We start from the raw sequence: 12,309 nt of genomic DNA, 5'->3' as shown, positions 1-12,309 counted from the left end.
TGTACGCTAAATGAAGAAGCGAGCGTTTACATAAAGGGGGATATAAAGAAATGATGGATCAAGTGATTTGGATTGCTGTCGGAATCGTTGCCGTTGCTGTTTTCTCAGCATCGAGCGTCGCAGCCTACATGGGTGTCAAAAACCAAGAAGATTAATAATCAAAAAACGGCTCATCTCGGAAATCGGGATGAGCCGTTTTTTGATTTAGTTATTTGCTGTCAAATCGGTTTTGAGTGCATAGGGTTTCAGCGCATCACTCCAGCGCAGGTAACCGCCACCGACGAGGTGGAGTCCGTCGTACGTCATCCGATTTTGTAGGTACCCCTGTTTATTCGTCAAGACAGGTCGCAGATCAACGAATGGTACTTCCACGGATTGAGCGAGGTTTTGTAAATTCCGATTCAATGCTTCGACGTCCCGGTTGATTCGGACGGAGTCCGAATATTTCGGTGCGACAGGAACGGTTGACTGAATGACGACGTCGATGTTATTTTTTCGAAGTGTCGTCACGATCGTCGTCATGTTCTCAGTGATTTGCGGAATCGGTGTATAGTGACGAATATCATTGATACCGCCCATCAAGAAAACGCGTTTTGGTTTCATCTCAATGGTCAAGTCGAGGCGAGTCAAAAAGCCTTCTGTCGTATCACCAGGAATCCCGAAATTCACGATCGTCGGATCCTTCATCAAGATACGCCAATCGGCAAAATTCGTCATCGAGTCGCCTAACATGACAGCATTCGCAGATTTTGGGTATTGATAAGTATGGAATAGACTATTCAGACGGACATAGTTTGGATTCTTATCGTATTGGAAGGTCGTGACTGGAGTCGTACTCGTTGCAGGTAAGACGCTTTCGAATAGTTCGAGCGGTTTACGTCCCAGTAACAATGCAAGGAGAACGACGTTCAAGACGACAGATAGAATCAAGAGTGTCTTTTTCATAAACATTCGTTCCTTTCGAGGGAGTATAAGGGGTAGTGTAACATGAATCGGAATCCGTGGTTTGATAATATCAAAGGTTTTCTTGTCATTTTTGTCGTCATCGGTCACATGCTGACGGATTTACGGTTTGATTATGACGGAAAGCTACTCGAGACGGTTTATCTGTTGATTTACTCGTTTCATATGCCATTATTCATTATTTTAAGCGGTTATTTCTTCCGCGAAAACAAGTATTTACGTGTCATCCAACTATTTGCCGTCTACTGCGTCTGGCAAATCTTAATTGGATCGTGGGCGACGATTGGGGAAGGATTGCCACTCTTTTCTGGTGAAAACATCGGTATGCATCTACTACGTCCCTACTGGGCACTTTGGTATCTGTTCGTCATGGTCGTCTGGTACATCGTGACGCCGTATGTCGTTCACTTGCGTGGATACGTCTGGTTTGGTCTTGCCTTCGCCTTGCTGTATGGATTCGAACTCGAAAATACGGGATTCTTGGCACTTCGGAAGCTGATCATGTTCTATCCCTATTTCTTACTCGGGAACTATCTATCGGAACACGAATTCATCCGCATCTTCGAGATGCCGAAGAACTTCAAGCGCCGGATGAACGTCCGCTTGATCGGTGGTGTGACGTTTGCTGCCGTCATGGGCTTCTTATTGTTCGAGGCGTGGCGTGACACACCGCAAGAGATCGTCGATTTCGCGAATGCCTTCAAGCATCGTTTCCCGTACGCTGAACAGTATGACAGCGATACATGGATTGGTGTACTCAAGCATAGCGTCATCTATCTCTTGTCGATCGCGGCCTCGCTCGGTTTCATGATGTTGGTTCCGATGCGTCGCCTCCCGCTCATCACACGCGCTGGGGAACTCAGTCTCTACGTTTATCTACTCCATGTCTTCTTCGTCATGGCGTGGCGTCAATACGTGACGGATGCATTCGTACCGCAACCGTGGCTCGCCTTACTGATCATGATTGGCGTCGCCTTGTTGATCGTTGGTATCATCATACACCCGCTCGTCGTCCGTGTCCTCCGTCCTTTGATTGAGATCGACATTCGTCCGATCGTCGAGAAACGGGTAGACCTTTCAAAATAAGGCGGAATGCATTACACTTTAAGATAGATGGATTACTAGACGAAGGGCGTGGAAGGTATGTCATATAATTTAAATAATGCGGACGGTGTCGTGAACGTCTCGCAACAAGTCATCGAGGTCATCGCAGGGGTAGCCGTTCAAGAAACGGAAGGCATCGCCTTTACAGCAGATGATTCGAAACTGCAGGAAAAACAGATGGTCAAACTCGTGAAAGTCGAAGATGTCGGCGGCGATATCACGGTTAGTCTGTCCGTGCATATTAAATACGGCATGTCGATCATCAAGACAGCTGGAAAAGTCCAAGAACGGATCGCACAAGACATGGAAAACATGCTCGCGTTCCAACCAAAAGCAATCAACGTCCGCGTCATCGGACTCTTAAAAGGATAAGCAAAACGTCTCGGCATCTTGTGTGCCGAGACGTTTTTTTAGGAAGAGGGAGGAAGATAACGGAGACCGAATGCCGGAACATCTGTTGCGGTGCAGGCGAAACGGAGACGAATCGCATGTTGGCTATGAGCGGGTAACGACAGTCCAGGATGGGTGCCGTCTGCGAGTGGCGTCTCGTCATCCATTAATTCAAACGTGAGCGCCTCGAGCGTCAGTGTCTGATCGCTCGCATTACGGACGAGGACAGTCGCCGTCACAGTATCCGGCTCGCGCATAATCGAGACCGGTAATAACGACCAGCCATCTGCTGGAGGTGTCAAGTGCGAATAAGCGACTTGACGGATGATGCGTCGTTCCGATTCCGTGAAGTCATCTTCGAAGAAGAGCTCCGTCAGCGTCTCGCTTGAGAAGACGAGTTGCAACGGCTCCGTCAACTGTTCGAGATCAACGAAACAGTCGTCTTCTTCGAACGTCAACCAAAGCGGTAGCGTCGCCATAGGAAGGATGACCGGGACTTCTTCGATACTGAGTACTTTACGAGCAACGAGTTCGTCGCCGGATAAGGCAAGGACGACAAGATCATTCAGATGAAACGATCGGTCCAACGTGTTTTGGAACAAGGCGATGACGTGAAGCGGGCGACGCGATAAGACTTGAAACAGATGGATTGCCATCTGATTGACTTGTAACTCAGGTAGTTGTTTTGCGACGTGACGAAAGACGTATTCGTCTTCCTTGACGATCGGCATGTCCTCCGTGAAATAGAGCGGGGGACGGAACACTTCATTCGACGTGTGCATGATGCAGTTCTCCTTCGCTATCGTGTGTCTGTTCGGCGCGGCAGATACCAGAAAGGACCTGCTTTTCGAAACTCGCAATGGCATATTCGAAGTAATCCATGCCTTCCCGCTCAAAGATGCGCACTGGTTGCTCTTGTCCGTAACTCCGGAGGTGGATTCCTTCTTTTAAGCTGTTCATGGCTGTTAAGTGGCGCGTCCATTGCTCATCCAGTGCAAGGAGGATGAAGCGTTTGACGGTCTCTTTTTCAGCCGCAACATGGGCAACGAGTAAGGCTTCGGTGTCAGCAATCAGCGGCTCAAGTTGGCGTTTCATCTCGTCGATCGTTTCCAGTCGTTCCAACGTGACCGGTTGATGCAACAGTTGCTCGAGTTCTGTCGTGACGAGAGCCAGCGGCCATTCTTCCGGGACGAGATCGTCAGAAAGTGTTTGGTCGATGATCGACGGCAAGACACGTCCGGCAAACGGTTGGACGATGTCTTCGAGTGACGTCGCATCAACGATTCTGTTGCGGAGATGATAGATTGCTTGCCGTTGTTCACTGATGACTTCTTCGAGCTGGACGAGTTCATCCCGAACACTCCGATTAACGGATTCACACGTCGACTGAGCGAACTGCAATAGATCCCTGACGTCACGTGAAGCAAGTGGACCGGAAGCATCCCGTACTTTTTGTTGCACGCGTGCGAGACGGTCACGTGCGAAACGACGTGGCAGTTCATCTTCGAGTGAGAGATAAAATTGTGTTAATCCGGGATCGCCTTGACGACCTGCCCGACCACGGAGTTGGTTATCAATTCGGATCGATTCATGACGTTCGGTTCCGATGACGAACAAGCCGCCTTGTTGTTGTGCCGTTTCATCGAGTAAAATATCCGTTCCGCGACCTGCCATGTTCGTTGCGATCGTGATTCGGCCAGCTTGTCCAGCGGCGGCGATGATCCGGACTTCCTGATCGACGGTTTTTGCGTTCAGGATCTCGTAGGTGAGTTTGTGTGCATCGAGTGTCTTCGCAACGCGCAAGGACTGTTCAATCGACGAAGTACCGATCAGAACGGGTCGTCCCGTGACGTGTGCCGATTTTGTCGCAAGCGCGATCGCTTCTAATTTTTCGTCACGCGTCGCAAAGATGACGTCCTCCGCATCGATCCGGATTTTCGGACGGTTCGATGGAATCGTCACGACATCCATCCCGTACGTCTTTTGGAACTCTTCTCGTGACGTCGCCGCTGTACCCGTCATTCCTGCTACCTGATGATAGAGACGGAAGTAGTGCTGAATCGTGATTTGTGCTGTCGTCCGGTTCTCTTCCGTGACCGGGACACCTTCTTTTGCCTCAAGTGCCTGATGTAACCCATCGGATAGACTTCGTCCTTCCATCAGACGACCAGTAAAGAGATCGACGAGTGCGATTTTTTGATCCTTAACGATATAGTCGACATCTCGTTTGAGGACGACATGAGCACGTAAGGCTTGAATGACGTAATGGAAAAGGACGGAGTGCTCAGCTGCAAACAGATGATCAATCGCAAACGCCTCCTCGATCGTCTCAATCCCCTGATCAGTCAAGGCGACCGCTTTAATCTCTTCGTCGAACGTATAATCCCGCTCGTCTTCGAACGTCTGGACGACATGACGGACGAGTTGCTGTAACCCTTCGTGGACACTGTCTCGTTCCGCCATGATGAGTGGTGTTTTCGCTTCATCGATTAAAATGCTATCGACTTCGTCGATCAAGGCGAAATGAAGCGGACGTTGTAGACGTTCCGTCGGCTCCATGATCAGATGATCGCGCAGGTAATCGAACCCGAATTCAGTCCCGACACCGTATGTAATGTCTGCTGCGTAGGCGATCCGTTTTTCCTCAAACGTAGCTTCAGCTGAATTGATTCCGACCTGCAACCCTAAAAATCGGTGAATCTGACCGATTTGCTCCGCATCGCGTTGTGCCAGATACTCATTGACGGTAATGACGTGGACACCTTTTCCGTGAAGCGCCTGAGTGAAGCTCGCTAGTGAAGCAACGAGCGTCTTTCCTTCACCGGTCGCCATCTCGGCGATTTGTCCTTCAAGTAACGCCAGACCGCCCATGAGCTGCACATCGTAATGCCGTAAGCCGAGCGTTCGTTTACTCGCTTCTCGGACAAGGGCGAATGCCATTGGTGTGATCGCATCGATTCGTTCCCCAGTTTGTAGCCGCTCACGTAATGAGGCGGTCAATTCACGTAACGCTTGATCGGATGTTTGTTCCATTTCTCGTTCTAGGCTATTGATCGTCGTTACGATTTTTTCATAACGATGAATTCTTCGACTTTGATCATTCAACAACTGTTTAACACGTTGAAACATCTTCGTCACTCCCTCATATGCTATGAGATTCATTATAGCAGTTAAAAAATGTAAAACGAATAGTAAAGAACGAAATAAGTAAAACATTTCCTTAAAATTGAAAGCGTTATCAAAATTAACGTGTTTCGTGCTTAAAAATAGAAAATAAGAAATATTTGATAACGCTTGCAAAGATTCGGAAGAACCAGTAAAATTATTCATAAGGCAAGTGCAATCGTTTGCGCAAAGTCATTCGATTTCTTGCCTTTCATGGACGATGGAAGAAAGGATGGATGTCGGATGGCACCAACGATCGAAGCGGTCATTTTTGATTTAGACGGCGTAATTACCGATACAGCAGAGTATCATTACTTAGCGTGGAAACAACTTGGAGAGGATTTGGATATCCCGTTCGACCGGGAATTCAATGAGACATTAAAAGGTGTCAGCCGGATGGATTCACTCGAGCGTATCCTTGCGCTTGGTGGAAAACAGAACGCTTTTTCGGAGGAAGAGAAGCTAGCACTTGCTGCGAAGAAAAACGAACACTACGTCACATTGATCCAACATATTTCTGAACAGGATCTTCTTCCTGGAATCACTGCATTCCTCGATGAAATCCGAAACGCTGGGCTGAAGATCGGAATGGCGTCCGCCTCTAAAAATGCGCTGATGGTCGTCGAGGCACTAAAGGTCCGACACTATTTCGATGACATCGTAGACGCTGCGACCGTTGCACAATCGAAACCACACCCTGAAGTGTTTCTCCGTGCTGCAGAAGCACTCGACGTCGAACCGAGCCGTTGCATCGGTGTAGAAGATGCGACAGCTGGCATCACTGCCATCCACGCTGCCGGCATGTATGCCGTCGGAGTTGGACCGGAGTCGGCGCTCCATGAGGCAGACTATCGTGTCGATTCGACAGATTTGCTATCCCTTGAGCAAATCCTCGCTAGTCGCTCCCTTGTCTGAACCATTCCCTGATGGTGAAGGACATTCCTTGAAAGTTATGTGTATGCAAAAAGGATCGCTTCCCTGAGCGATCCTTTTTGATATGGCGTTGATTTAAAGTGAGGCGAGAATGCCGTCTGCGATTGCTTGCGCGTAACGTGACTGATACGATGCGTTTGTCAGTTTCGCCCGATCCGCGCTGTTCGAGAGGAAACCGAGTTCCGCTAGAATCGACGGTGCTTTCGTACCACGAATGACAGCGTAGTTTGCATAGTGGACGCTTCGGTCGCGCATGCCCGCGTAGGAGACAAGGCGTTGTTGGACGTTACGAGCAAGGTTGATCGAAGAGGCGCCTTTATAGTAGAAGGTCTCTGCTCCGTATGCTTGCGTACTCGTTGAAGCATTGATGTGGACACTGACGAAAGCAGTCGTTGCATGACTGTTCGCAAGGGCACTCCGCTCTCCAAGAGACGGATAGTAGTCGTTCGTATAGCGTGACATCGTCACATCGACTTTTCCGGCAAGGCGCTCGGCGACTTGTTTCGTGACAGCAAGGACGATGTCACGCTCTGTCACACCGTAACGAACTGCACCTGCGTCGTGTCCGCCGTGACCCGGATCAAGGACGAGAAGTGGACGATTCGATGGTGCCGGTTGGAACAACGTCAGATACGTCGCATCGACATAACCGCTTTGACCACTTGCTGTCCGGACGGCGACGAAGCCTTTTGTTTGATGACGCGAATTCGTGACGACGACAGGAGTACCGCGTCCAAGACGAGCGATTTGACCACTGAGCGTCGACGCACTCGCACGAAGCGCGACACTATTGCCTGACGGGATCAACACATACATCTTTGAACCACTATAATCGACGTTTCCAGTCGTCGAGGCAGGAACGGAAGTCCCTTTCTTCAGGTACGTTCCCATGACATACCCCGTTTTCCCTTGGTACTGGACCGTGTGCCAATTCGATTTAACGGCGAGAGAATTGACGGCAGTTCCACTTGGAATCGTCGTCAGGACTTTTCCGGATGTCGAAGGAGACGAACGGAAATTCAAGCGATCCGTCGTCGTATAGACCGTCGTTTTGGCTGGTGTAGTCACTTTCTTTAAATACGAACCAGAAACATAACCGGTCTTATTTGCATAGGTCACTTTGTACCAATTCCCGCTTTTGAAACTTGATTGTACACCGGCTCCCTTAGGAATCGTCAGTAATCGAGTAGAAGATGTCGTTGCGGCACTACGTAAGGATAGCGCATCCGTCGTCTTATAAGACGTCTTCGAAAAAGAAGTGCCAGTCTCGATTTTTTTCAGATAAGATCCGGTCACATATCCCGTCTTTCCTTTATATGACAACTTATACCAAGAGCCTTTTCGATAGCTCGATGTGACTTTCGTCGTCTTTGGGATCGTCAGCAATTTTTTAGAAGACGTCGAGTTCGAACTGCGTAGATTCAAGGCATCTGTCGTCTGATACGAAGTTTTCGTAAAGGTTGTACCAGAAGCAGCCGATACAGTAGAAGTAGAAGCGAAGCAACCGGATACCAACGAAAGTACTAGAGCGGTACGAAGTGTTTTAGGTAATTTGCCCATTAAATTTCCAGTCTCCTTTTCGGTAAAATAAGAAAGATATATATTGGATTAGTAGAACTTAAGTATTATTAAAATAGTTAAATGTAGAAATTATATGTTCCGTTTTCACTCCTTTCTGTTAATATGAGGTGTAGCCAATTTATCGGTAAGGATATGAAAATATTACAGTATAATTAAATAATTAAAGAAATTATATATTATCAAGGCAAATTATAGTTTAAAATATTTCAAAATACATACAACTGAAACACGATTGAAACATTAATGTATAAAAAAGGAAAGAGGGGCAAGGAATGGGTAACAGTGAACACATCTACCGCGAACTAATGGAAATCGAAGAGGAATACCGTCGCTTACAGCGACGTGCCGAGTATTTAATCTCGGAATTAAGCCGTGGAACGGGGGAACATTCGCAAGAAGTCGCCGTCACGCATGAACGTCCGTTAAAACAACGTCGTGTCAACCAGCGGTATCCACTAGAAGTCTACGTGCACCAAATCAGCGATTTGATGCGCGAGCGTGAATCGATGACAGCACGTGACATCCAAATGGAGCTTGAATTGCGTTACCGTCACCAAATTAGTAACATCTACCAATTGATGGCGAAAGTCGAACAGGCAAACCCTGCCATTAAAAAAGTCGGGCGCGGTATCTATACATATGATCCAGCTGCTGAAGTACCGATCTTCATGTAAGAGCCGCTCGTCGGCTCTTTTTTTTTATGATATAATTCGCGCAGGAGCGTGATGTTACTATGTTATGGACTGCGTCCATCGTCTGTTTTATCGCCGCCTTACTGATCACACCCGTCGTGAAACGCTTTGCGATTGCAGTCGGTGCCGTTGACAGTCCGGACGCGCGAAAAGTACACGTCCGAATCATGCCGCGACTTGGCGGATTAGCGATCTATATCGCTTTTATGATCGGTTATTTTATCTTACAACCTTCGAGTCCGTACGCGACGCATATTTTAGTCGGTGGGTTCGTTATTATTTTGACCGGTGCACTGGATGATCGATTCCAACTCAATGCCCGTTTGAAGCTGATGGGGCAAATCGTTGCTGCCGTCATCGTCCTAAACGGTGGGATTCGGATCGAGTTCATCAATCTACCGTTCGATCAGCAGTTATATCTTGGATGGTGGAGTGTTCCGCTGACGTTCCTTTGGGTCATCGGAATCACGAATGCCGTCAATTTGATTGATGGATTAGACGGGTTAGCAGCGGGTGTCTCGAGCATCGTCTTGTTGACATTGATCAGTCTTGCCGTCATTCAAGGAAACGTCTACGTGACGATCGTCGCGATTCTCTTATTGATGAGTACGTTCGGTTTTCTGTTTCATAACTTCTACCCAGCGAAAATCTTCATGGGTGATACCGGTGCCTTGTTCCTCGGCTATATGCTTGGTGTGTTATCACTTCTTGGATTCAAGAACGTGACACTGTTCTCGCTTGCCGTTCCAGTTATTTTGCTTGGGATCCCGATTTCCGACACGTTGTTTGCGATTGTTCGACGGGTATTGCAAGGAAAACCACCATTTGCGCCGGATAAGGCCCATCTGCATCACCGGTTGCTTGATCTCGGCTTTACGATGCGCCAAGCCGTGCTCGTCATCTACGGACTCTGTGCCATCTTCGGGATGACGGCGATTCTGTTCTCGCAGACGAATTCGATTGGTGCTCTCGTCTCACTCGTCATGCTGTTGCTCGTTCTTGACATTCTTGTCGAGTCACTCGGTTTGCTTGGTGAACGCTATCGACCATTGTTGAATTTGTTGGAACGTTTTACATCGAAATAACGTATATCAAAAAAGACCGCTCATCCGTGTGAGCGGTCTTTTTTCAGAAAGGGAGTGTTGGAATGAATCAATCATTGAATCAACGCATCGTCTATTTGGATGTGTTACGTGGTTTTGCACTATGCGGGATTTTATTCGTCAACATGCCGAGTTTTCTCGGTGATCGACCGAATGCGATGATGGGGGAGATGGATCAATCGATTCGTCTCATTTTCGATCTCTTCATCCAGACGAAATTCTATACCCTGTTTAGTGTTCTATTTGGAGCCGGTTTTTACCTGTTCATCAACCGGTTACGACAACGTGGTCTACCGATGACGATCTTCGCAAGGCGGCTCGGAATTCTGCTCATCATTGGTCTTTTGCACCTGCTTGTCTGGCAGGGCGATATCTTACATACGTATGCGTTGACGGGCTTCATTTTGTTATTGTTCGCTAAAACAAAGCCAATCACGAAGCTCTTGTTTGCGATAGCATTTCAAATCTATGCCATTTTGCTCTATCTACTTATTTTCTTTGGGGCTCGTCAACTCGGCGACGCTCCCGTCGTCGAGCTGGATAAGACACTTCAGTCGTTCGTCGCATCGCGCGATCTCCTCGGATTTTTAGCGCATCATGCGACAGTTCAATTGCCGGAAGCCCTCATGAATTCCGGTGTCATTTGGCCAGAAATTCTATCACTGTTCTTGATCGGAGCCTATTTGATGGAACGCTTCAGTGCAACGCCCCCGACGAATCGTTTCCTGTGGTGGACGCTTGGCATTAGCTTATTACTGACACTTCCATCATTCGCTGGAATCATACAAGCGCATGCTGACGTACCGGACGGATCAATCAATCTATTTTACGTTTGGCTCTCAGGGCGCACGCTTGCGATCACCTATGCTTGTGCCGTAGCGTTACTCGTTCGTGCTGGACGTATGCAATGGTTTGCTGGACTGGGGCGGATGGCATTGACGAATTATTTGATGCATACACTCGTCTTTACCGTATTTGTCTTCTTCAGTGGACAACATGGAACGATACCGTTATGGCAAGGATTGTTACTCGTTTTCCTGCTTTTGATCTTACAAGGGGTTACATCAAACAGATATCTCCAGTCTCATCCACAAGGTCCCATGGAGAAATTGTGGCGAAAAGGGACTTATGGTAAGAAAAACCGTTGAAGTTCACAGGAACTTAACATTTTTTGTGTAGAATGAAGGATGGAGGTGAAGCATGAATCGTCTAATCGAAATCTTTCTTGTATCGTTCAAGCTCGGACTAACGTCGTTCGGAGGTCCGGTCGCCCATCTTGGGTATTTTTATGAAGAATATGTCAAACGGAAAAAATGGATTGATGAGAAAGCGTATGCTGACTTAGTTGCGCTCTGTCAATTCCTCCCGGGTCCCGCTTCGAGTCAGGTCGGAATGGGAATTGGTTTGATCCGTGGAGGAGTAGCAGGGGCAATTATTTCCTTCGTCGGCTTCACGTTACCGTCGAGTATCGTTTTGATTCTATTCGCGATTCTTGCGACACAATTCGATGTCGCGGAAGCCGGATTCATTCATGGCTTGAAACTCGTCGCTGTCGCGATCGTTGCTGACGCCGTCCTTGGCATGGGAATGAAACTTGCGACAGGCGTCAAACGGATGACGTTGATGCTACTAGCGCTAGCAGGGGTACTGTTGATCGCACATCCACTGGCGCAAGTCGGTGTCTTGTTGCTCGCAGGTCTTTTTGCGTTCTTCTGGTTCAAAGAAGAGACGGAGACGGGTGGATCCCTGTCAATTCGCGTACCACGCCTACTTAGTATCACGGCACTCGTCTTATTCTTCGTCTTACTCGCCGTCACACCATTTCTCGCGCAATCTGCGACGGGAACCGTCCAGCTGACGAGTATCATGTACAGTGCAGGTGCTCTCGTCTTTGGTGGTGGACATGTCGTCTTGCCATTCCTTGAGCAAACACTTGTACCTGGATTGATGAATACGGATACGTTCCTTGCCGGTTATGCCGCAGCACAAGCGGTACCGGGTCCACTCTTCACGTTTGCGACGTATCTCGGTACGGTCGTCTCTGGTATTTCTGGAGGGATTCTTGCGACGCTTGCCATCTTCCTACCAGGATTCCTACTCGTCATCGGTGTTTTACCGTACTGGGATCGTATTCGAAAGAATCAATCGGTCGGACGAATATTGATTGGTGTCAATGCCGCTGTCGTCGGTATCCTACTTGCTGCTCTCTACGATCCGATCTTTACATCAAGCATCAAGAGTGGTCTTGATTTCTTGATTGCCTTCGGTTTGTTCTGTTTACTTCGTTTTTATAAACAGTCGCCGTTACGAATTGTGTTAATCGGAGCCGCTCTCGGATTCCTTTTCTTCTAAACGACACAAAGAAGCAGTAGACCCGG

General features: G+C 48.1%; 11 protein-coding genes. 7 read left to right on the top strand and 4 right to left on the bottom strand.

Features of this window, described 5'->3' with window-relative positions; all coding sequences use genetic code 11:
* Positions 1 to 204 precede the first annotated feature (204 nt).
* Positions 205 to 945 (bottom strand): SGNH/GDSL hydrolase family protein, encoded by a 741-nt coding sequence (locus tag L985_RS13760; protein WP_047393140.1) that lies wholly within the window; start codon positions 943 to 945, stop codon positions 205 to 207.
* 42 nt (positions 946 to 987) lie between these two features.
* Between L985_RS13760 and L985_RS13755 the strand changes: the two genes are divergently transcribed.
* Entirely contained in the window at positions 988 to 2,049 is a 1,062-nt protein-coding gene (locus L985_RS13755) for an acyltransferase family protein (RefSeq protein ID WP_047393145.1), read from the top strand.
* Between the two features lie 57 nt (positions 2,050 to 2,106).
* Positions 2,107 to 2,439 carry an Asp23/Gls24 family envelope stress response protein gene (locus L985_RS13750; protein WP_029342549.1) on the top strand — a complete coding sequence of 111 codons (333 nt, stop codon included), beginning with the start codon at positions 2,107 to 2,109 and terminating at the stop codon, positions 2,437 to 2,439.
* A 38-nt stretch (positions 2,440 to 2,477) separates the two neighbouring features.
* Here L985_RS13750 and L985_RS13745 read toward each other — a convergent pair whose 3' ends face one another.
* Complete coding sequence (locus tag L985_RS13745) at positions 2,478 to 3,239, bottom strand: SLAP domain-containing protein (RefSeq protein WP_047393149.1); 762 nt, start codon at positions 3,237 to 3,239, stop codon at positions 2,478 to 2,480.
* Positions 3,223 to 5,586, bottom strand: coding sequence for an accessory Sec system translocase SecA2 (secA2, locus tag L985_RS13740; protein WP_071908829.1), 2,364 nt, complete (start codon positions 5,584 to 5,586; stop codon positions 3,223 to 3,225). The genes L985_RS13745 and secA2 overlap by 17 nt, the downstream gene beginning before the upstream one ends.
* A 279-nt stretch (positions 5,587 to 5,865) precedes the next feature.
* On the opposite strand from secA2, the gene pgmB reads away from it, so the two are divergent.
* On the top strand, positions 5,866 to 6,537 hold the full coding sequence (pgmB, locus tag L985_RS13735) for a beta-phosphoglucomutase (RefSeq protein WP_029342546.1): 672 nt from the start codon (positions 5,866 to 5,868) through the stop codon (positions 6,535 to 6,537).
* A 93-nt stretch (positions 6,538 to 6,630) separates the two neighbouring features.
* Here pgmB and L985_RS13730 read toward each other — a convergent pair whose 3' ends face one another.
* Positions 6,631 to 8,115: an N-acetylmuramoyl-L-alanine amidase family protein gene (locus L985_RS13730; RefSeq protein ID WP_029342545.1), complete on the bottom strand. Its 1,485-nt coding sequence runs from the start codon at positions 8,113 to 8,115 to the stop codon at positions 6,631 to 6,633.
* Positions 8,116 to 8,408: 293 nt separating this feature from the next.
* On the opposite strand from L985_RS13730, the gene L985_RS13725 reads away from it, so the two are divergent.
* From L985_RS13725 to chrA, 4 genes are all read left to right on the top strand, one after another.
* Positions 8,409 to 8,810 carry a Rok-like winged helix domain-containing protein gene (locus L985_RS13725; RefSeq protein ID WP_029342544.1) on the top strand — a complete coding sequence of 134 codons (402 nt, stop codon included), beginning with the start codon at positions 8,409 to 8,411 and terminating at the stop codon, positions 8,808 to 8,810.
* Positions 8,811 to 8,869: 59 nt separating this feature from the next.
* On the top strand, positions 8,870 to 9,913 hold the full coding sequence (locus L985_RS13720; protein ID WP_029342543.1) for a glycosyltransferase family 4 protein: 1,044 nt from the start codon (positions 8,870 to 8,872) through the stop codon (positions 9,911 to 9,913).
* A 62-nt stretch (positions 9,914 to 9,975) separates the two neighbouring features.
* Positions 9,976 to 11,079, top strand: coding sequence for a DUF418 domain-containing protein (locus tag L985_RS13715; protein WP_047393160.1), 1,104 nt, complete (start codon positions 9,976 to 9,978; stop codon positions 11,077 to 11,079).
* A gap of 52 nt (positions 11,080 to 11,131) precedes the next feature.
* Positions 11,132 to 12,283 (top strand): chromate efflux transporter, encoded by a 1,152-nt coding sequence (gene chrA, locus L985_RS13710; protein WP_047393163.1) that lies wholly within the window; start codon positions 11,132 to 11,134, stop codon positions 12,281 to 12,283.
* Positions 12,284 to 12,309 lie beyond the last annotated feature (26 nt).

The organism is Exiguobacterium sp. ZWU0009, assembly GCF_000798935.2.
Classification (GTDB): Bacteria; Bacillota; Bacilli; order Exiguobacteriales; family Exiguobacteriaceae; genus Exiguobacterium_A; species Exiguobacterium_A acetylicum.
Note: the sequence above shows the minus strand (reverse complement) of the source record. Positions and strands in the feature narration are given on the sequence as shown.

Bases quoted from the DNA above. Each gene is read 5' to 3' on its own strand.
- L985_RS13760 (WP_047393140.1), bottom strand. From the start codon at position 945: ATGAAAAAGACACTCTTGATTCTATCTGTCGTCTTGAACGTCGTTCTC.
- L985_RS13755 (WP_047393145.1), top strand. From the start codon at position 988: ATGAATCGGAATCCGTGGTTTGATAATATCAAAGGTTTTCTTGTCATT.
- L985_RS13750 (WP_029342549.1), top strand. From the start codon at position 2,107: ATGTCATATAATTTAAATAATGCGGACGGTGTCGTGAACGTCTCGCAA.
- L985_RS13745 (WP_047393149.1), bottom strand. From the start codon at position 3,239: ATGCACACGTCGAATGAAGTGTTCCGTCCCCCGCTCTATTTCACGGAG.
- secA2 (WP_071908829.1), bottom strand. From the start codon at position 5,586: ATGTTTCAACGTGTTAAACAGTTGTTGAATGATCAAAGTCGAAGAATT.
- pgmB (WP_029342546.1), top strand. From the start codon at position 5,866: ATGGCACCAACGATCGAAGCGGTCATTTTTGATTTAGACGGCGTAATT.
- L985_RS13730 (WP_029342545.1), bottom strand. From the start codon at position 8,115: ATGGGCAAATTACCTAAAACACTTCGTACCGCTCTAGTACTTTCGTTG.
- L985_RS13725 (WP_029342544.1), top strand. From the start codon at position 8,409: ATGGGTAACAGTGAACACATCTACCGCGAACTAATGGAAATCGAAGAG.
- L985_RS13720 (WP_029342543.1), top strand. From the start codon at position 8,870: ATGTTATGGACTGCGTCCATCGTCTGTTTTATCGCCGCCTTACTGATC.
- L985_RS13715 (WP_047393160.1), top strand. From the start codon at position 9,976: ATGAATCAATCATTGAATCAACGCATCGTCTATTTGGATGTGTTACGT.
- chrA (WP_047393163.1), top strand. From the start codon at position 11,132: ATGAATCGTCTAATCGAAATCTTTCTTGTATCGTTCAAGCTCGGACTA.